At 74.0% G+C, this 18905-nt stretch carries 19 protein-coding genes; 3 read left to right on the top strand and 16 right to left on the bottom strand.

Going from position 1 to position 18905, the window contains the following annotated elements:
• Positions 1-477 precede the first annotated feature (477 nt).
• The 14 genes from cbiE to argC form a co-directional block, all read right to left on the bottom strand.
• On the bottom strand, positions 478-1797 hold the full coding sequence (cbiE, locus tag ACIPYS_RS16015; RefSeq protein ID WP_400746607.1) for a precorrin-6y C5,15-methyltransferase (decarboxylating) subunit CbiE: 1320 nt from the start codon (positions 1795-1797) through the stop codon (positions 478-480).
• A 217-nt stretch (positions 1798-2014) separates the two neighbouring features.
• Entirely contained in the window at positions 2015-2764 is a 750-nt protein-coding gene (locus ACIPYS_RS16020) for a GNAT family N-acetyltransferase (protein ID WP_400746610.1), read from the bottom strand.
• A gap of 236 nt (positions 2765-3000) precedes the next feature.
• The gene (locus ACIPYS_RS16025; protein WP_093862801.1) at positions 3001-3828 is read right to left on the bottom strand and encodes a MetQ/NlpA family ABC transporter substrate-binding protein; all 828 of its coding nucleotides are present in this window, start codon (positions 3826-3828) and stop codon (positions 3001-3003) included.
• A 113-nt stretch (positions 3829-3941) separates the two neighbouring features.
• Entirely contained in the window at positions 3942-4661 is a 720-nt protein-coding gene (locus tag ACIPYS_RS16030; protein WP_093862800.1) for a methionine ABC transporter permease, read from the bottom strand.
• On the bottom strand, positions 4658-5683 hold the full coding sequence (locus ACIPYS_RS16035) for a methionine ABC transporter ATP-binding protein (protein ID WP_093862799.1): 1026 nt from the start codon (positions 5681-5683) through the stop codon (positions 4658-4660). The genes ACIPYS_RS16030 and ACIPYS_RS16035 overlap by 4 nt, the downstream gene beginning before the upstream one ends.
• Before the next feature lie 555 nt (positions 5684-6238).
• A complete protein-coding gene (locus ACIPYS_RS16040) occupies positions 6239-6739 on the bottom strand; it encodes a GNAT family N-acetyltransferase (protein WP_093862798.1) in 501 nt (166 codons plus the stop codon).
• 385 nt (positions 6740-7124) lie between these two features.
• Positions 7125-7382, bottom strand: coding sequence for a hypothetical protein (locus ACIPYS_RS16045; RefSeq protein WP_053646730.1), 258 nt, complete (start codon positions 7380-7382; stop codon positions 7125-7127).
• A 114-nt stretch (positions 7383-7496) separates the two neighbouring features.
• Positions 7497-8930 (bottom strand): argininosuccinate lyase, encoded by a 1434-nt coding sequence (gene argH, locus ACIPYS_RS16050; RefSeq protein WP_093862797.1) that lies wholly within the window; start codon positions 8928-8930, stop codon positions 7497-7499.
• Positions 8931-9021: 91 nt separating this feature from the next.
• Positions 9022-10215 (bottom strand): argininosuccinate synthase, encoded by a 1194-nt coding sequence (locus ACIPYS_RS16055; RefSeq protein WP_053646726.1) that lies wholly within the window; start codon positions 10213-10215, stop codon positions 9022-9024.
• A 161-nt stretch (positions 10216-10376) separates the two neighbouring features.
• Positions 10377-10925 (bottom strand): arginine repressor, encoded by a 549-nt coding sequence (locus ACIPYS_RS16060; protein ID WP_093862796.1) that lies wholly within the window; start codon positions 10923-10925, stop codon positions 10377-10379.
• Between the two features lie 17 nt (positions 10926-10942).
• A complete protein-coding gene (locus ACIPYS_RS16065; RefSeq protein ID WP_093862795.1) occupies positions 10943-12151 on the bottom strand; it encodes an acetylornithine transaminase in 1209 nt (402 codons plus the stop codon).
• Positions 12148-13023, bottom strand: a complete 876-nt coding sequence (gene argB, locus ACIPYS_RS16070; RefSeq protein WP_093865240.1) for an acetylglutamate kinase — start codon at positions 13021-13023, stop codon at positions 12148-12150. The genes ACIPYS_RS16065 and argB overlap by 4 nt, the downstream gene beginning before the upstream one ends.
• 119 nt (positions 13024-13142) lie before the next feature.
• The gene (gene argJ / locus ACIPYS_RS16075) at positions 13143-14297 is read right to left on the bottom strand and encodes a bifunctional glutamate N-acetyltransferase/amino-acid acetyltransferase ArgJ (protein ID WP_093865239.1); all 1155 of its coding nucleotides are present in this window, start codon (positions 14295-14297) and stop codon (positions 13143-13145) included.
• A gap of 14 nt (positions 14298-14311) precedes the next feature.
• Positions 14312-15340, bottom strand: coding sequence for an N-acetyl-gamma-glutamyl-phosphate reductase (argC, locus tag ACIPYS_RS16080; protein WP_400746617.1), 1029 nt, complete (start codon positions 15338-15340; stop codon positions 14312-14314).
• A gap of 22 nt (positions 15341-15362) precedes the next feature.
• On the opposite strand from argC, the gene ACIPYS_RS16085 reads away from it, so the two are divergent.
• Positions 15363-16127, top strand: coding sequence for a DUF2071 domain-containing protein (locus ACIPYS_RS16085; protein ID WP_400746619.1), 765 nt, complete (start codon positions 15363-15365; stop codon positions 16125-16127).
• Here ACIPYS_RS16085 and ACIPYS_RS16090 read toward each other — a convergent pair.
• Positions 16117-17367 (bottom strand): methyltransferase, encoded by a 1251-nt coding sequence (locus tag ACIPYS_RS16090; protein ID WP_400746622.1) that lies wholly within the window; start codon positions 17365-17367, stop codon positions 16117-16119. The genes ACIPYS_RS16085 and ACIPYS_RS16090 overlap by 11 nt on opposite strands.
• Before the next feature lie 105 nt (positions 17368-17472).
• On the opposite strand from ACIPYS_RS16090, the gene ACIPYS_RS16095 reads away from it, so the two are divergent.
• Both ACIPYS_RS16095 and ACIPYS_RS16100 read left to right on the top strand, forming a co-directional pair.
• Positions 17473-17877, top strand: coding sequence for a VOC family protein (locus ACIPYS_RS16095; protein ID WP_400746625.1), 405 nt, complete (start codon positions 17473-17475; stop codon positions 17875-17877).
• Positions 17878-17965: 88 nt separating this feature from the next.
• Entirely contained in the window at positions 17966-18340 is a 375-nt protein-coding gene (locus tag ACIPYS_RS16100) for an RNA-binding S4 domain-containing protein (RefSeq protein WP_093862790.1), read from the top strand.
• Here ACIPYS_RS16100 and ACIPYS_RS16105 read toward each other — a convergent pair.
• A complete protein-coding gene (locus ACIPYS_RS16105) occupies positions 18337-18891 on the bottom strand; it encodes an HD domain-containing protein (protein ID WP_400746628.1) in 555 nt (184 codons plus the stop codon). The genes ACIPYS_RS16100 and ACIPYS_RS16105 overlap by 4 nt on opposite strands.
• Between the last annotated feature and the right edge of the window lie 14 nt (positions 18892-18905).

The raw sequence follows: 18905 nt of genomic DNA on the forward strand, positions 1-18905 counted from the left end.
GGCCCGCGCGCCACCCGGGTGGGGCGGCGCGTCATCTGAGACAACGACAAGCCGGGGCAACCGGCACGACCGCACCGGACCCTACGGCATTCTCCAGGTCCGGCGGGCGGCCCGTCGAATTGCCCACACTCCGAACCCCGTCGGTCTGCGCCATGTCAGAAAGGCATCGGACCCGACCGGATCGGGCGGGCTGTCGGACACCGCAGCCGTCCCGGACGCCACACTACCGGCCCGGGGACGCCGCCTCCCGAATCGGTGTCCGGATGCGACCTGGATCACCGTCCGGCCGGGCCGCGCACCGGGTCCGGGCGGAGCGGGCGGGCCCGAGGGCGGGCCGGGAGGGCGTGGCCGGGGACCGTGCCGGGAGGATGCGGCGGGGACGCGGCGGGCGGACGCGGCGGGGACGCGGCGAGCGGTCCTGGGGCGCGGATCGGCACCGGCTCCCACCGGGACCACCACCCGGCGCCACCGGGGCCTTCACGGTTTCTGCGCACCCCAGAGCAGGAAGGTGCCCGGGTCGCCCATGCCGAGGCGCAGACCGGGTCCGTCGGCGGCGGCCCCGATCGGCGGGAGCAGCGGCGCGGACTGGAGCAGTGCGCCGTCGGCGCGGTAGCCCGCGGCGGCGATGACGCGGCGGACCTCCTCGGCCTCGGCGAGGGTGCGGGCGACGGCGACGATCCGTTCGGGGCGGCGGGAGAGCACGGCGCGCACGGCTTCCGGGCCGCCGGTCTCGACGACGGCGGCGTCGGGTTCGGGGAGTTCGCCGAGGACGTCGGGGCCCCGGCCGTGGACGATCTCGACCTCGACGCCGTAGCGGCGGGCGTTGACGGCGAGCCGGGCGCAGGCGGAGCGGTCGGCCTCGACGGCGACGACGGCCGCTCCGAAGCGGGCGGCGTCGACGGCGAGCGCGCCGCTCCCGGCGCCGACGGTCCACACGAGGTCGCCGGGGCGGGCACCCAGGCGGGCGAGCACGAGCGCGCGGACGTGCGCCGGGAGCGTGTCGGTCGCGCCGGGTGCGCCGGGGTCCGCGGGGGCGCCGGGCGGGGTGGGGGTGCGGCCGGTGCCGGTGTAGGTGTCGGTGGGCAGGGCCCAGCCGCGGTCCGGTCCGGGGTAACCGACGGGGCGTCCGGCGAGCCAGCCGGCGGCCTCGCCGGCGGCGCCGTTCGCGGGTCCGCCGCCGGGGCCGCCGGCGCTGCTGCCGCCGATGACGAGGACGACGCTGGGGTCGCGCCAGATGTGGTCGGCGACGCGGTCGGAGGTGAGGACGGTGACGTCCTCGTCGGGGGTGCCGAGGGCTTCGCAGACGACGAAGGTGCGGTGGACGCCGCGGAGCATGAGGGCGAGTTCGGCGGGGCCGGCGCCGGGTGCGGTGAGGACGGCGACCTTGGGGTGGGCGCGGCAGAGGTTGGCGGCGCGGCGCAGGCGGCCGCCGTGCGCGCTCGCGACCTGGGCGTCCTCCCAGGGCATGCCGGCGCGGGCGAAGGCGGCGGCGACGGAGGAGACGGCGGGGAGGACTTCGAGTTCGAGGCCGTACTCGGGGCGGCGCAGGGTGCGGACGACGCCGAAGAAGCCGGGGTCGCCCTCGGCGATGACGACGGCGGCGCCGCGGTGTTCGGCGATCCGGCGGGCGGCGAGCTGGATGCTGCCGAGGGCGATGCGTTCGGCGGCGGGCGGCACCGGGAGGGCCTTGAGCTGGTAGGGGGCGCCGGCCACCAGGGTGGCTGCGGCGAGGGCCGCGGCGGCGGCCTCGGTGAGCGGTGTGCCGTCCCACCCGATGACCGTGATCCGGTCAGCCATCTGTGGCTGTTCTCCTCGCCGTCCGTGCGCCGACAGGCGGCGCCGGTGTGCGGCGCCGGTGGAGAGGTTACCGGGTGTGATCCCCTCGGCGCGGACATCTCGTACACATGTCCGTGCCGAGCGGCCCGGAAGGGCAGCCCCTCGGTCGCGCGGGCCGGTCGCGCGTCAGTCGCGAGGGCCGGTGGCGCGGGCCGGTGGCGCGGGCCGGTGGCGCGGGTCAGTCGCGCAGCACGTAGCGGTCGCCGCCGGCCCAGGCGGGGGCGGCGGTCTCGGGGGTCTCCATGTCCTCGGGGAGCAGGCTCCACAGGATGAGGTCGCTGCGGCTCTCACCGACGGCCGGACGGTCCGGGTCCCGGCGGTCGTACCCGGCAGGGTCGTGGCCCGAGGGGTCGTAGCCCGAGAGGTCGCGGTCCGGGCGGCCGTGGGCCCGGCGGTCACCGGGCGCGGCGGACTCTCCCGACTCGCCGCGCACTATCCAGGCGCTGCGCAGAACACCCTCGCTGATGCCGCCGATCTTCTGGGCGACCTGCTGGGCGGCGGTGTTCCCGGCGGCGGTGCGCAGTTCGAGGCGGAGGAAGCCCCGGTCCTCGAACAGCCACTGGGCGACGCCGAGGACGGCCTCGGGGGCGTAGCCCTCGCCGCGGGCCCAGGCGGCGGTGACGAAGGAGATCTCGGTGGAGCGCAGCCGCCAGTCGGTGTGCCGGAGCTCGACCAGGCCGACCAGGCGCTGGGTGAGGTGTTCGGTGACGGCGAGCACGATGCCCCGGCCGGTGGCGCGGTGGGCGGGCGCGAGGGTGCGGGCCAGGTCGAGGGCGTGGGCCTCGGTGAAGGGGTGCGGGTGGTCGGTCCAGGCCAGGACGAGTTCGTCGGCCATCATGGCGGCCAGGCCGGGGGCGTCGTCCTCCGCAAGCGGGCGCAGCAGCAGCCGTTCGGTGCTGATGGCGGTCTCGGGGAAGCTCGCTGCCATGCCGTCTCTCCTCGCCGGGTCGTGGACACACCGTACGCCTCGCCGCTGCCGGGTGGTCACGCGGTGCGGGGACCGGACGACGGTACGTCAGAAATGGGCCTGTCGGACCGTCACTGGTGCATACTGCCCGACCGGGCCCCCGCGCGGTTGCGGCGGGGGCCCGGTCGGTGGTCCGGCGGGACGGGTCGGGAGGGGCGGGTCGGGCGGGTCGGCTCCGGCGGTCGGAACGCCGGGGATCAGAACGCCGGGACGACGGAGCCCTGGAAGGTGTCGTCGATGAACTTCTTGACCTCCGCGGAGTGCAGCAGCTCGGCGAGCTTCTTCACCCGCGGGTCGTTCTCCTTGCCCTTCTTGACGGCGAGGATGTTGGCGTAGGGGTTGCCCTCGGCCTTCTCCAGCACGATCGCGTCGGTGGCGGGCTTGAGGCCGGAGTCGAGCGCGTAGTTGCCGTTGATGACGGCGGCGTCGACGTCGGCGATGGAGCGGGGCAGCTGGGCGGCCTCCAGCTCCTTCCACTTGAAGTTCTTCGGGTTGCCGGTGACGTCGGCGGGGGTGGCGGCGGTGCCGGCCCCGTCCTTGAGGGTGATGAGCTTGTTGTCGGCGAGCAGCTTGAGCGCGCGGCCCTCGTTGGTGGCGTCGTTGGGCAGGCCGATGGTGGCGCCGTCCGGCAGGTCGGCGATCGCCTTGACCTTCTTGGAGTAGACGCCCAGCGGCTCCAGGTGCACGGCCTCGACGGAGACGATGTCGGTGCCGCGCTTCTTGTTGAAGTCCTCCAGGTACGGCACGTGCTGGAAGTAGTTGGCGTCGGCCGAGCCGTCCTGCACCGCCGTGTTGGGGGTCACGTAGTCGGTGACCTCCTTGACGTTGAGCTTGAGGCCGGCCTTGTCCGCGAGGTTGTCCTTGACGTACTTGAGGATCTGGCCGTGCGGGGTCGGGCTGGCGACGACGGTGAGCGGCGCGTTCGGGTCCGAGGAGGCCGAGTCGCCGTTGCTGCCGCAGGCGGCCAGGGAGAGGGCGATGCCGGCGGTGGCGAGGACGCTGGTGAACTTCAGGGAGTTGCGCACGAAAAGTGCCTTTCTGCGTATTGCGGGGAGCCGCGTCCGAGGATCGGACGAGGAAGTCGGGGAGGCGTGACCGCCTGCGGGGCCTGCGGGAGGAGGCGCCGGGGCGCCGGGGTCTAGGAGGCGACGAAGTCGGTGTCGGCGCGGGGGCGCAGCAGCCTGGTCCGGCCGCCGCCGCGGCCGCGGTTGGCGAGCCGTCGCACGGCGTAGTCGCCGGCCAGCTGGATCACGGTGACGATGATCGCGATCTCGGCGACGATGACCCACATGAAGGCGGTCTCGAAGCGGAGGTAGCCGTAGCGGTAGGCGAGGTCGCCGAGGCCGCCGCCGCCGACGGTGCCGGCCATCGCGGAGTAGCCGATGAGGGCGATGACGGTGGTGGTGACGGAGGCGACGATGCCGGGGAGGGCTTCGGGGACGAGCGTCTTGCGGACCAGGGTCCAGGTGCTGCCGCCCATCGCCTGGACGGCTTCGACGAGGCCGCGGTCGACCTCGCGGACGTTGGTCTCCACGAGCCGGGCGAAGAAGGGGATGGCGCCGACGGTCAGCGGGACGGTGGCGGCCTGCCAGCCGAGGGAGTTGCCGACGAGCCAGCGGGTGAACGAGAACAGCGCGATCATCAGGATGATGAACGGCAGTGAGCGGGCGAGGTTCACGACCGCGCCGAGCACCTTGTTCACGGGCTGGTTCTGGAGGGCGCCGCCCTTGGCGGTGAGGACGAGCAGCACGCCGAGCGGGAGTCCGAGGACGACGGTGCAGACGGTCGACACTCCGACCATCTGGAGGGTCTCCCAGGTGGCGGGCCACATCAGTTCCTGCATCTGGTCCCAGGTCATGCCGCCGCTCCGTTCACCGTTTCGATCACGTCCACCTGGAGGCCCTGTTCGCGCAGGAAGCCGATGGGCACGACGTTGTCGTGCCGGGAGCCGGGCAGTTCGACGCGCATCCGGCCGACCATGCGGCCGGCGATGGTCTCGACGGCGGCACCGAGGATGTTGATGTCGATCTGGTAGGTGCGGGCGAGCTGGGAGACGAAGGGCTGGGCCGGGGCGTCGCCCTGGAAGGTGATCTCCAGCACGGTGGCGCCGGGGTGTCCGGTGCCGAACTCGCTGAGCGGGAAGAGTTCGCGGGCGAGTTCGGAGCCGGGCCGGGCGAGCAGGTCGGTGAGCGCGCCGGACTCGACCACCCGGCCGCCGCGCATCAGGGCGGCGGAGTCGCAGACGGACTTGATGACGTCCATCTCGTGGGTGATGAGCAGGACGGTGAGGCCGAGCTGTTCGTTGAGGTCGCGCAGCAGCTTCAGGATGGAGCGCGTGGTCTCGGGGTCGAGCGCGGAGGTGGCCTCGTCGGAGAGCAGTACCTTGGGGTCGCCGGCGAGGGCGCGGGCGATGCCGACGCGCTGCTTCTGGCCGCCGGAGAGCTGGCCGGGGTAGCTGCGGGCCTTGTCGGTGAGGCCGACGAGGTCGAGCAGTTCGGCGGCCTTGCGGCGGCGCTGGGCGCGGTCCAGCCCGATGATCTCCAGCGGGAGTTCGACGTTCTGCTGGACGGTGCGGGAGGACAGCAGGTTGAAGTGCTGGAAGACCATGCCGATGCGGCGGCGGGCTTCGCGGAGGTCCTTGCCGGCGCGGTTCTCGCCACCGGCGAGGGCGGTGAGTTCGACGCCGTCCACGGTGACGGTGCCGGAGCTGGGGCGCTCCAGCATGTTGACGCAGCGGATGAGGGTGGACTTGCCGGCGCCGCTGGTGCCGACGACTCCGTAGACCTCGCCGGGGCGGACGTGGAGGTCGACGCCGGCGAGGGCGGTCACCTCGCGGCCGCGGGATCGGTAGACCTTGGTGAGGTCCGTGGTGGTGATCACAGCTGCTTCCGTGGGTCGGGGGCGGGCGTGCGGAGGTCGCACCGCCGTGCGGTCGGCGACGGGAACGGCGTCGCGCCGGGGGGATCCGGACCTGCCACCCCTTGATCGTCGCCGCTGGGCGGCCGGGCCGCGCGACGGCGTGGCCCTTACGAGTCAGCGGGCCGCCGGCGGGTGTGCGGGCAGGCCGAAGAAGGGGGATGCGGCAGGAAGGGCGCGTCCGCACGGACGGGAACGACGCCGGGGTTCTCGCTTCGGGGCGCGAGGGGAGGCACTCTCAGCGGGTGCCGGGGGCGGTGGCCCTCAGCGGTGACACATTCGACGGCACATGGCGCTCTCACCTGCCGGCGGGGTGCCGGTGGGGGTCCATTTCGTCGTCGCAGTCATGTGAGCCAGTAAATCAGATGGTTCGAGGAGGTCCCAATTATTTCGCAGCGGCGTCCGCAATGCGGACATTCACGGCGGTGAGCTGCGCAAACGCCGGCCGGCGCCGCCGTCGGGAGTCCGAATGACGGCGGCGCCGGTTCGACGGGGCCCGCGTGGGGCGGGCCGGGGGCTTCAGGCGGTGGCGGCGAGCGGGGCCGCGGCGGACTTCTCCAGGTGCACCAGGGTGATCCGGCCGTCGATCTGCTCGACGGTGGTCTGGCGGTAGCCCTGACGGGCGTAGAGGCGCAGGTTGCCGAGGCTGCGGTGGCCGGTGAAGAGGCGGTAGGAGCTCACCGCGCCGTCCGCGGCCAGGCGGCGCTCCAGGGCCTCCAGCAGCCGGCCGCCCAGGCCGTGGCGCTGCATCCGGGGGTGGACGACCAGACGCCCTATCCGGCCGACACCGTCGGGGCCGAGGTGGCCGCGGACGGTGCCGACGATCTCGTCGCCGAGGCGGGCGACGAGCACGTGCTGTTCGGTCAGCTCTTCGCGCAGGCTCTCCAGGGTCTGGGTCAGCGGCTCGAGGGCCCAGTCCCCGTAGAGCTCGGCCTCGCTCTGGTAGCCGAGGTACTGGAGCTTGAGGATCTGCTCCGCGTCGTCCGTCCCGGCGGTCGAAATGATCACGCTCATGCCCATGTGCGGGGGCCTCCCCATCGTTGTGCCCGGCGCGCGAGAGGTGAGGGTGTCGCACCGGTTGGCTGCCGGAGGGTGTCCCGGCCGGGGATCCGCCCAGACCGGGGGTGGCGCACGAACGCACCGGCCCGCACGGCCCTGGTGGGGCCGCGTCGGCGGCGGCGCGCTCACGGTCAGTATCCGAGCGGGCGCGCCACCGTCAAGAGCCGCGTTCGCCAGCGCCTTACCCGGGTGTCAGCTGATCTCAACCTCGTGGCCGCCGGACGTGGCGAGGGTCACGCCCGGCGGGACGTGGCCGGGGCGCACCGCCGCGGTGGCCCGGGCCCGGCGCTCGGTCAGCCGGGGCGCACCGCCGCGGCCGCTCGGGCATGGCGTTCGGGCGTGGCGCTCAGGCGTAGCGCTCGGCGTGCAGCAGCACGCGCAGGCAGGCCAGGCAGCGGGCGCGGGTCGGTCCGATGGAGCCGCGCGGCATGCCGAGGCGGTGGGAGAGCTCGCGGTAGGTCGGCGGCGGGTCCTCGGCGAGGGCGGCGACCAGTTGCGGGCAGCGGCCGGGCAGGGCGGCGACGGCCTCCCGGACGCGGCGGCGGCGCAGCTCGGCGAGGACCTCGTCCTCGGCGGAGGGGACGGAGGGGAGGGCGGTGCACATACCGTTCTTGACCGGACGGGGGCCGTCCCGGTTACGGGTGACCGGTCGCATACGGACGGGAGGGGCGCGGCGGGTGACCCGTCGCGCCCCTCCCGGTGGTGGCCGGTGGGGCCGTCAGCCCGTCACCCACTCCTGCTGGGCGGCGAGGTCGGCCTTGATCTCGCCGAGCTGGACGGCGACGGCGCTGGGCGCGGTGCCGCCGCGGCCGTTGCGGGAGGCGATGGCGCCGTGGACGTTGAGGACCGACCGGACCTCGGGGGTGAGGTGCCCGGAGATGGCGGCGAACTGCTCGTCGGTGAGGTCGGCGAGTTCGATGCCGTGCGCCTCGCACTCCTTGACGCAGGCTCCGGCGACCTCGTGCGCGACCCGGAACGGCACGCCCTGCTTGACCAGCCATTCGGCGATGTCGGTGGCGAGGGAGAAGCCGGCCGGGGCGAGTTCCTCGAGCCGCTCGCGGTGGACGGTGAGGGTGGCCATCATGCCGGTGAAGGCGGGCAGCAGGACCTCGAGGGTGTCGCAGGAGTCGAAGACCGGCTCCTTGTCCTCCTGGAGGTCGCGGTTGTAGGCGAGCGGGAGGGCCTTGAGGGTGGCGAGCAGACCGGTGAGGTTGCCGATGAGCCGGCCGGACTTGCCGCGGGCGAGTTCGGCGATGTCGGGGTTCTTCTTCTGCGGCATGATCGACGAGCCGGTGGAGAAGGCGTCGTGCAGCGTGATGAAGCCGAACTCCTTGGTGTTCCAGATGATCACCTCCTCCGCGATCCGGGACAGGTTGATCCCGATCATCGCGGTGACGAAGGCGAATTCGGCGACGAAGTCGCGCGAGGCGGTGCCGTCGACGGAGTTGCCGACCGAGCCGCCCTCGAAGCCGAGGTCGGCGGCGACGGCCTCCGGGTCGAGGCCGAGCGAGGAGCCGGCCAGCGCCCCGGAGCCGTACGGGGAGACGGCGGTGCGGGCGTCCCACTGGCGCAGCCGCTCGGCGTCCCGGCCGAGGGCCTGCACGTGCGCGAGGACGTGGTGGGCGAAGAGCACGGGCTGGGCGTGCTGGAGGTGGGTGCGGCCCGGCATCGCGGTGTCCGGGTGGGCCTCGGCGAGACCGACCAGGGCGTGCTGGAGGTCGAGCAGCAGTCCGCCGATGGTCTTCGCGTGGTCCCGCAGGTACATCCGGAAGAGGGTGGCGATCTGGTCGTTGCGGGAGCGTCCGGCCCGCAGCTTGCCGCCGAGGTCGGGGCCGAGGCGCTCCAGCAGGCCGCGTTCCAGGGCGGTGTGGACGTCCTCGTCGGCGACGGTGCCGGTGAAGGTGCCGGCCTCGACGTCGGCGAGCAGCCGGTCGAGTCCGTCGTGCATGGCGGCGAGTTCGTCGGCGGTGAGCAGGCCGGCCTTGTGCAGGACGCGCGCGTGGGCCTTGGAGCCGGCGATGTCGTAGGGGGCGAGGCGCCAGTCGAAGTGCACCGAGGCGGAGAGCCGGGCCAGGGCCTCGGAGGGGCCGTCGGCGAAGCGGGCGCCCCAGAGGCGGACGTCGCCACCGGTGGCGGTCTGGTCGGCGGACATCACTGGCTCCTTGCGAACGTGCGGGAAGGGGGGTCGGGGGTGGTCCCGGCCGGCCCCGCGGGAGCGGGGCGCGGCCGGGTCCGGGGGCGGCTCAGCCCAGGTCGCGCCGGGCGGCGATCTTCGAGGAGAGGCCGAAGATCTCGATGAAGCCCTTGGACATCGACTGGTCGAAGGTGTCGCCGGTGTCGTAGGTGGCGAGGTTGAAGTCGTACAGCGACTGGTCGGACTTGCGGCCGTTGACGACGGCCCGGCCGCCGTGCAGGACGATCCGGATGTCGCCGGAGACGTGCTGGTTGGCCTCGTTCACGAACCCGTCGAGGGCGCGCTTGAGCGGGGAGAACCACAGGCCGTCGTAGACCAGTTCGGCCCAGCGCTGCTCGACCTGCCGCTTGTAGCGGGCGAGTTCGCGCTCGACGGTGACGTTCTCCAGCGCCTGGTGGGCGGTGATCAGGGCGATCGCGCCGGGGGCCTCGTAGATCTCCCGGGACTTGATGCCGACGAGGCGGTCCTCGACCATGTCGAGCCGGCCGACGCCCTGGGCGCCGGCGCGCTTGTTGAGCTCCTCGATCGCCTGGAGGACGGTGACCTTGCGGCCGTCGATCGCGACCGGGACGCCGGCGTCGAAGGTGATGACCACCTCGTCGGCCTCGCGGGCGGTGGCGGGGTTCTGGGTGTACTCGTAGACGTCCTCGATCGGGGCGTTCCAGATGTCCTCGAGGAAGCCGGTCTCGACGGCCCGGCCGAAGACGTTCTGGTCGATCGAGTACGGGGACTTCTTGGTGGTGGCGATCGGCAGGCCCTTGGCCTCGGCGAAGGCGATCGCCTTGTCCCGGGTCATCGCGTAGTCGCGGACCGGGGCGATGCACTTGAGGCCCGGGGCCAGCGAGTTGATGCCGACCTCGAAGCGGACCTGGTCGTTGCCCTTGCCGGTGCAGCCGTGGGCGACGGTGGTGGCGCCGTGCTTCTGGGCGGCGGCCACCAGGTGCTTGACGATGACCGGCCGGGAGAGGGCGGACACCAGCGGGTACTGGCCCTGGTAGAGGGCGTTGGCCTTGACGGCCGGGAGGCAGTACTCGTCGGCGAACTCGTCGCGGGCGTCGGCGACCTCGGCCTCGACGGCGCCGCAGTCCAGGGCCCGCTGGCGGATGACGTCCAGGTCCTCGCCGCCCTGGCCGACGTCGACGGCGACGGCGATGACCTCGGCGCCGGTCTCCTCGGCGATCCAGCCGATGCAGACGGACGTGTCCAGACCGCCCGAGTAGGCGAGTACGACGCGCTCGGTCACGGCTTTCTCCTTCACAACTGTGCGAACAGGCTTACGGCGATAGGCATAAGTATGCACTACTCCGTATGAAACTCAAAACCCGGGGCGGGGCCGGTTCCGGATACGCCTGCGGGCCCGGTCGGAACCGGGCCCGCGGGTGGTGCGGTGACTGCGCGGCGGGGCTACTGCACCTTGGCCTGGGCGAGCTGCATGAGGTGGTCGGCGAGGGCCTGGCCGCCGGCCGGGTCGCGGCTGATCAGCAGCACCGTGTCGTCGCCGGCGATGGTGCCGATGATCTCGAACACCTCGGCCTGGTCGATCGCCGAGGCCAGGAACTGCGCCGCGCCGGGCGGGGTGCGCAGCACCACCAGGTTGCCGGAGGCGGTCGCGGAGACCATCAGCTCGCCGGCCAGCCGGGCCATCCGGCCCTCGGTGGCGGACTCCCCCATCGGCGCGCGCGGGGTGCGGTCGCCGCCCTCGGCCGGGACGGCGTAGATGAGCGCGCCGTCCCGATTGCGGATCTTCACCGCGCCCAGCTCGTCCAGGTCCCGGGAGAGGGTGGCCTGGGTGACCACCAGTCCGTCGTCGGCGAGCAGCTTGGCGAGCTGGCTCTGGGAGCGCACGGGCTGGCGGGTGAGCAGGTCCACGATCCGCCGGTGGCGCGCGGTGCGGGTCTGCGGGACCTGCGGCGTCGGGCCGGCGGCGGGCTGGCCGGAGTGGGGAACGGTCATGTGATGATTCTCCCGGACTACGCTCGGTCCGCACTGTCCGGGGCGTCCGCCCGCGCCGCCCGCAGGACGTCCGGCAGCGCGGCGAGGAAGGCGTCCGCCTCCTGCTCGGTGAGCACCAGCGGCGGAGCCAGCCGCACCGCGTCCGGCACCGCGGCGTTCACCAGGAAGCCGGCCTCCTGGAGCCCCGCCTGCACCTTCGCGGAGACGGGGGCGGTGAGCACGATGCCGAGCAGCAGTCCGGCGCCGCGCACGTGCGAGACCAGCGGGTCGTCGATCGCCTCCACGCCGTGCCGCAGCCGCTCGCCGATCTTGCGGGCGTGCTCCAGCAGTCCGTCGGCCTCGATGGTGTCCAGCACCGCGAGCGCGGCCGCCGCGACCACCGGGTTGCCGCCGAAGGTGGTGCCGTGCTGGCCCGGGGTGAGCAGGTCGGCGGCCTCGCCGAAGGCGAGCACGGCCCCGATCGGCAGTCCGCCGCCGAGCGCCTTGGCGAGCGTGACGACGTCCGGCTCGACCCCGTCGAAGGCCTGGTGGGCGAACCAGTGGCCGGTGCGGCCGACGCCGGTCTGGATCTCGTCGAGGACGAGCAGGGTGCCGGTGGCGCGGGTGATCTCGCGGGCGGCCCGCAGATAGCCGTCGGGCAGCGGGACGGCGCCGTTCTCGCCCTGGACCGGCTCCAGGAAGACGGCGGCGGTGTCGGTGGTGACGGCGGCGCGCAGCGCCTCCACGTCGCCGAACGGGACGTGGGTGACGTCACCGGGCAGCGGGCGGAACGGCTCCTGCTTGGCGGGCTGGCCGGTGAGCGCGAGGGCGCCCATGGTGCGGCCGTGGAAGGCGCCCTCCAGGGCGACCAGGTGGGTGCGGCCGGTCCGGCGGGAGATCTTGAAGGCGGCCTCGTTGGCCTCGGCGCCGGAGTTGCAGAAGAACACCCGCCCGGGGCGCCCGTCGAGCTCCAGCAGCCGTTCGGCGAGGGCGACGGTGGGCTCGGCCAGGAACAGGTTGGAGATGTGGCCGAGGGTGGCGATCTGCCGGCTCACGGCCTCGACCACGGCCGGGTGGGCGGTGCCGAGGGCGTTGACCGCGATGCCGCCGAGCAGGTCGGTGTAGGCCTTGCCGTCGGCGTCCCAGAGGGTGCTGCCCTCGCCGCGGACCAGCGGGATCCGCGGGGTGCCGTAGTTGTCGGTGAGGGCGTGCTGCCACCGCTCGGTCAGCTGGGCGTTGGAAGTCATGCGAGTCCCCCGGTCACGGTCGGTTCGTCGTCGGGCACGACCATGGTGCCGATGCCCTCGTCGGTGAAGATCTCCAGCAGCAGGCTGTGCGGCACCCGGCCGTCCAGCACGCGGGCGGTGCCGACGCCCGAGCGGACGGCGTTCAGGCAGCCCTCCATCTTGGGCACCATGCCGGAGGCGAGGCCCGGCAGCAGCTCCTCGAGCTCGCCGGCGTCCAGCTGGCTGATCACGTCGTCCGAGTTCGGCCAGTCCTTGTAGAGGCCCTCGACGTCGGTGAGCACGACGAGCATCTCGGCGCCCAGGGCGACCGCGAGCGCGGCCGCGGCGGTGTCGGCGTTGATGTTGTAGACGTGCCCGTCGGTGCCGCGGGCGATCGAGGACACCACCGGGATCCGGCCGTCGGCGATCAGCGCCTTCACCGCGCCCGCCTCGACGTTGACGATGTCGCCGACCAGGCCGATGTCGACCGGCTCGCCGTCGACGACCGCGTAGCGCTTGACCGCGGTCATGGTGTGGGCGTCCTCGCCGGTCATGCCGACCGCGAACGGGCCGTGCTCGTTGAGCAGGCCGACCAGCTCGCGCTGCACCTGGCCGGAGAGCACCATCCGGACCACGTCCATGGTCTCCGGGGTGGTGACCCGCAGGCCGTTGGTGAACGAGGACTCCAGGCCGAGCCGGTCGAGCTGGGCGCTGATCTGCGGACCGCCGCCGTGCACCACGACGGGGTGGAGCCCGGCGAAGCGCAGGAAGACGACGTCCGCGGCGAAGGCGGCCTTGAGCTCGTCGTCGACCATGGCGTTGCCGCCGAACTTGATCACGACGGTCTTGCCGTGGAAGCGCTCCAGCCACGGCAGCGCCTCGACGAGCGTCATGGCCTTGGGCAACGCGGTGTTGTTCCGGGCCTGTTCGCCCTTGGGTGCGATCTTCACGGTTCTGGTCCCCCGGCTCGGGTGGCGGCGGTCGGACGGTCGGCCGGCGGGCCGGCCCGCCGTCAGGTGGAGTAGGCGCTGTTCTCGTGCACGTAGTCGGCGGTGAGGTCGTTGGTCCACAGGGTGGCGGCGGCCCCGCCGGCGTTGAGGTTCGCGGTGATCACGACCTCGCGCCCGGTCATGTCGACCAGGTCCCGGTCCTCCCCCACGCTGCCGTCGCGGCACACCCAGACGCCGTTGATCGCGACGTCCAGCCGGTCCGGGTCGAAGGCGGCGTCGGTGGTGCCGATCGCGGCCAGCACCCGGCCCCAGTTGGGGTCCTCGCCGTGGATGGCGCACTTGAGCAGGTTGTTGCGGCCGATCACCCGGGCGACGCCGACGGCCTCGTCCTCGGTGGCGGCGCCGGTGACGTCGATCCGGATGTCCTTGCTCGCGCCCTCGGCGTCGCCGATCAGCTGCCGGGCGAGGTCGGCGCAGACCGCGCGCACCGCCTCGTCGAACTCGGCCGGCTCCGGGGCGGTGCCGCTGGCGCCGGAGGCGAGCAGCAGCACGGTGTCGTTGGTCGACATGCAGCCGTCGGAGTCGATCCGGTCGAAGGTGGTGCGGGTGGCGGCGCGCAGCGCGGTGTCCAGGGTCCCCGCGTCGGCGTCGGCGTCGGTGGTGAGCACGACCAGCATGGTGGCGAGGCCCGGGGCGAGCATGCCGGCGCCCTTGGCCATGCCGCCGACCGTCCAGCCCGCCGGGCTGGTGACCTGCGCGGTCTTGTGGACGGTGTCGGTGGTCTTGATGGCGATCGCGGCGGCCTCGCCGCCGGCCGTGTCGAGCGCCGCGGCGGCGGTGGCGACACCGGGCAGCAGGATGTCCATCGGCAGCCGGACGCCGATCAGGCCGGTGGAGGCGACGGCGACCTCGCCGGCGCTCAGCCCCAGCTCCTCGGCGACCTTCTCGGCGGTGGCGTGGGTGTCCTGGAAGCCCAGCGGACCGGTGCAGGCGTTGGCGCCGCCGGAGTTGAGGACGACGGCGGAGACGGTGCCGCCCTTGAGGACCTGCTCGGACCAGAGCACGGGGGCGGCCTTGACCCGGTTGGAGGTGAAGACGCCGGCCGCGGCGAGCGAGGGGCCGTCGTTGACGACCAGGGCGAGGTCCGGGGTGCCGGAGGCCTTGATCCCGGCGGTGACACCGGCGGCCCGGAAGCCCCGGGCGGCGGTCACGCCGATGTTCTGGTGGTCGGTCACGGTGCGACTCCGTTCACGGGAAGGCCGAGCTCCTCGGGCAGACCGAGGGCGATGTTCATGCTCTGCACCGCGCCGCCGGCGGTGCCCTTGACCAGGTTGTCGATCGCGCTGATCGCCACGATCCGCCCGGCCGCCGCGTCCAGGGCGACCTGCACCAGCGCGGTGTTGGCGCCGTAGACGCTGCTGGTCTGCGGCCACTGCCCGGCGGGGAGCAGGTGGACGAACGGCTCGTCCGCGTACGCCTCGGCGTAGGCGGCGCGCAGTTCTTCGGCGCCCACCCCCGGCCGGGCCTTCGCGGAGCAGGTGGCGAGGATGCCGCGCGGCATCGGGACCAGGGTGGGGGTGAAGGAGACGCTGACCGGCTCGCCCGCGAGCGGGGTGAGGTTCTGGGCCATCTCCGGGGTGTGCCGGTGGACGCCGCCGACGCCGTAGGCGCTGACGCTGCCCATCACCTCGCTGCCGAGCAGGTGGGTCTTGGCGGCCTTGCCGGCGCCGGAGGTGCCGGAGGCGGCGACCACCACCGCCTCGGGCTCGGCGAGGCCGGCCGCGTAGGCGGGGAAGAGCGCCAGCGAGACTGCCGTCGGGTAGCAGCCGGGGACGGCGATCCGGTTGCTGCCCTTGAGCGCGTCGCGGTGACCGGGCAGCTCGGGCAGGCCGTAGGGCCAGGTGCCGGCGTGCGCGGAGCCGTAGAACTGCTCCCAGTCGGAGGCGGCCCGGAGCCGGAAGTCGGCGCCGCAGTCGACGACCAGGACGTTCTCGCCGAGCGCCTCGGCCACGGCGGCGGACTGCCCGTGCGGCAGGGCCAGGAAGACCACGTCGTGGTCGGCCAGCACCTCGGGGGTGGTGGGCTCGAGGATCCGGCCGGCCAGGGCCGGCAGGTGCGGCTGGAGCAGTCCCAGCGCGGTGCCCGCGTTGGAGCCGCCGGTCAGCGCCCCGATCTCGACCTCCGGGTGGCCGAGCAGCAGGCGCAGCACCTCACCGCCCGCGTACCCGCTCGCGCCGGCGACGGCGACTCGCAATGCCATGGCGTTCCTCCTTCGTCGAGGCATGAATATACGCAGTACCGAACATTCATGCAAGGAGCACCGGAGGCCGGAACAGGACCCGGGAACAGGCCCGGTCCGGCCCGGCCCGGCCTGGTCCCCCGAGGCGGCCGCCCGGCTGCTCCCCGCCCCGCTGCGTCCGCAGCTGGTGCGCGGCCACGCCGTCGCCGGCCTCTGCCCGCTGCGGCTCGGCCGGGTCCGCCCGGCCTGGGCTCCCGCGCCGTTCGGGCTGCGCAGCGAGAACGCCGCCCACCGGATCGCCGTCGAGTGGGACGGGCCGGACGGCGTCGAGACCGGCGTCCACATCCCGCGCCGCGACACCGGCTCCCGGCTCAATGCCCGGGCCGGCGGCCGGATCTTCCCCGGCGAGCACGGCCGCGCCGACTTCACGGTGGACGAGAGCGCCGACCGGCTGCGGGTCGCCTTCGCGACCCGGGACGGCGGCCTCCGGGCCGAGGTCGCCGTCGAGCTCGCCGCGGAACTGCCCGCGAGCCGGCTGTTCGACGGTCTGGCCGAGGCCTCCGCCTTCTTCCGGTGCAGCTCCCGGGGTTTCTCCCCGACCCGGGACGGCGGCGTGCGGCTGGACGGCACGGAACTGCACACCGACGCCTGGCGGCTGGAGGCCTGCCGGGTGGAGTCCGCCGTCTCGTCCTTCTTCGACGACCCGGAGCGCTTCCCCCCGGGGAGCGCCGAGCTGGACTGCGCGCTGGTCATGCGGGACGTGCCGGTGGCCTGGGCCCCGCTGACGGCGGCGGCCGTCAGCGCTTGACGGCCTTCAGCACCACGAACTTCGGATTGCCCGCGACCGTCCGGCAGTTGCCGAACAGCCGGCGGAGCTTGACGTGGTAGTCGAGGTGGCGGTTGCCGACCACCCAGAGCTCGCCGCCGGGGCGCAGCGCCCGCTTGGCGCCGGTGAACATCCGCCAGGCGGTGGCGTCGGTGGTGGCCTGGTGGGAGTGGAACGGCGGGTTGTTGAGGACGAGGTCCACCGAGCCGGCCGGCACGTCCGCGTCGGCGAGCGCGTCGGCGGTGCGGAACTCCGCCCGGGCGTCCGGGCCGAGGTTGGCGCGGAAGGTCTCCTCGGCGGAGGCCACCGCCTGGTGCGACTCGTCGACGAAGAGCAGTTCGGCCCCGGGGGCGGCCAGCGCGGCGGCGGTGCCCACCACGCCGTTGCCGCAGCCGAGGTCGACCACCCGGGCGCCCGGGGCGGCGGTCGGCAGGTGGGCGAGCAGGAAGCGGGTGCCGATGTCCAGGCGGTCTGCGCAGAAGGTGCCGGCGTGGTTGGTGACGGTGCGGCCCGAGACGGCGCCGATGTCGCCGGGCAGGGCGTAGCGGTGCGGCCAGGGGTTGGGGCCGGGGTCGAGCGCCCGGTCCGGGGTGCAGAGGATCAGCCGGGCCTTGCGGACCGCGAGCGAGGTGCGGGTCGGGCCGACGATCCGCTCGAAGAGCCGCAGGGTGGAGGTGTGGATCTCGGTGACCATGCCGGTGCCGAGCACGACCGTGTCCGGGTGGAGCGCCGGGGCGAGCCGGTGCAGCTGGTCCTCGAGCAGGGCGAGGCTCTTGGGGACCCGCACCAGCAGGACGTCGATCCGCTCCGGCGGGGTGTCGCGCGTGGTCAGCAGCCGGGTCGCGGCGGGGTCGGCGCCGGCCCGGGCGAGGTTGGCGAGGGTGGCGCGCTGGGCGAGGTGCGAGTCGCTGACCTGGGTGACGGCGGCGGGCGGGCCGTCGGCGGCAACCTCGGCGGCCGGCACCGTGGCGAGCGCGGTGGTGAGGGCGGTGGTGAGCGCCCCCCAGCGGTCGCCGAGCACGGTGACGGCGCGGCCGGCCAGTGCGGTGGCCCGGCCGTCGGCCGATTCGGCCTCGCCGGCCAGGTGCCGCAGCAGGTACTCGTCGGCGGCGTCCCAGGCGCGCAGCCGCTCGCGCGGATCCTCCGGGAAGCGGGTTAGGACGAGCTCGCCCCAGGGAGTCGGGAAATGGGTCGGGGCGGCCGGTTCGGCGAGGCGGTTCATCGTGGCCCAGGCTAGCCGACCGCCCGACCGCCCGTGCCGGGCGCGGGCCGGGGCCGCGGCCGATACTGGAAGGGCCCGAGGGATCCCGAGGGAAGGCACGAGGCCATGGACTGGAAGCTGGAAGTGGTGGTGGTCCCGGTCGCGGACGTCGACCGGGCCAAGACCTTCTACGAGGAGCAGGCCGGTTTCACCGTCGACCACGACACCCGGATCCGGGACGGCCTGCGGGTGGTGCAGCTGACGCCGCCCGGCTCCAGTTGCTCGATCGTGCTGGGCACCGGCCTGACCGACGCACCGGCGGGCTCGGTGAAGGGGCTCCAGCTCGCGGTTCCGGACATCGAGCGCGCCTACCAGGAGCTGCTGGCCCGCGGTGTCGAGGTGAGCCCGGTGCAGCACTTCGAGGCCGGGAACCGGGTGGACGGCCGCGGCGGGGTGTGGAACTCCTTCGTCTTCTTCAACGACCCGGACGGCAACGGCTGGGCCGTCCAGGAGGCCCCCGACCGCCGCTGAGCGCCGGCCCCCGCCGAGCACCCGTCCCCGCTGAGCGCCTGTCCCCGCCGAGCACCGGCCCCCGCGCGCCGGGGCCTAAGCTCGACGGATGGTCGAGAACGAGGGAAACGTCCGGGTGGACAGCTGGATCTGGTCGGTGCGGCTGGCGAAGACCCGGTCGGCCGCCGCGGCGGCCTGCAAGGCCGGGCACGTGCGGGTGAACGGCGAACGGGCCAAGCCGGCGCAGGCGGTGAAGCCGGGCGACGAGGTCCGGGTGCGCCAGGAGGGGTGGGAGCGGGTCGTCGTGGTGCGCAAGCTCGTCCGCAAACGGGTCGGCGCCGAGGTCGCGGCCGACTGCCTGGTGGACAACAGCCCGCCGCGCCCGGCCCGGGAGTTCGTCGCCGCCCCCGGCCTGCGCGACCGCGGCGCCGGCCGCCCCACCAAGCGCGACCGCCGCGAGATGGACGGCCTGCGCGGCCGCTAGCGATTGTCCTGCACCGGGTGGGCGGCCTGGACGGCGAGGCGGCGCGGGGCGTCGGCGCCGATCCCGGTGAGCAGGTCGTCGAGCACCAGGAAGACCTCCCACGGCGCACGGCCGCTCGCGACCGCCAGCAGGTCGGTCACCCGGTCCTCCAGGTCGCGGACCCGGCTGTCCTTCCACACCTTGTCGGCGAGGCTCACCAACAGGTCCTCGACGGTGGTGCCGGGCTCGCCCCAGCTGCCGTGGGTGCGGGCGAAGCGGGCCAGCCGCTCCGGCGCCCCGCGGGCGCGCAGCAGCTCGTACCCGGCCCGCTCGTGCAGCGAGCCGGGTACCGAGAGCTCCTCGCGGTGGACGGCCTTGCCGATGTCGTGGGTGGCGGCGCCGAACAGCACCGCCTCCCGGTCCACCCGCAGGCCCAGGGCGGCGCAGCCGTCGAGGAGCGTCCCGGCGACCTCGTGGACCAGTCCGAGGTGGGCGACCAGCCGGGGCGGGGCCGCGACCGCCGCGAGCAGTCCGGCGACGGTCGGCGGGACCGGCGGGGTGTCGACGTGCACGGGTCCGCGCGCTT

Origin of the sequence: Kitasatospora sp. NPDC089913 (genome assembly GCF_044748625.1) — a bacterium.
Classification (GTDB): Bacteria; Actinomycetota; Actinomycetes; order Streptomycetales; family Streptomycetaceae; genus Kitasatospora.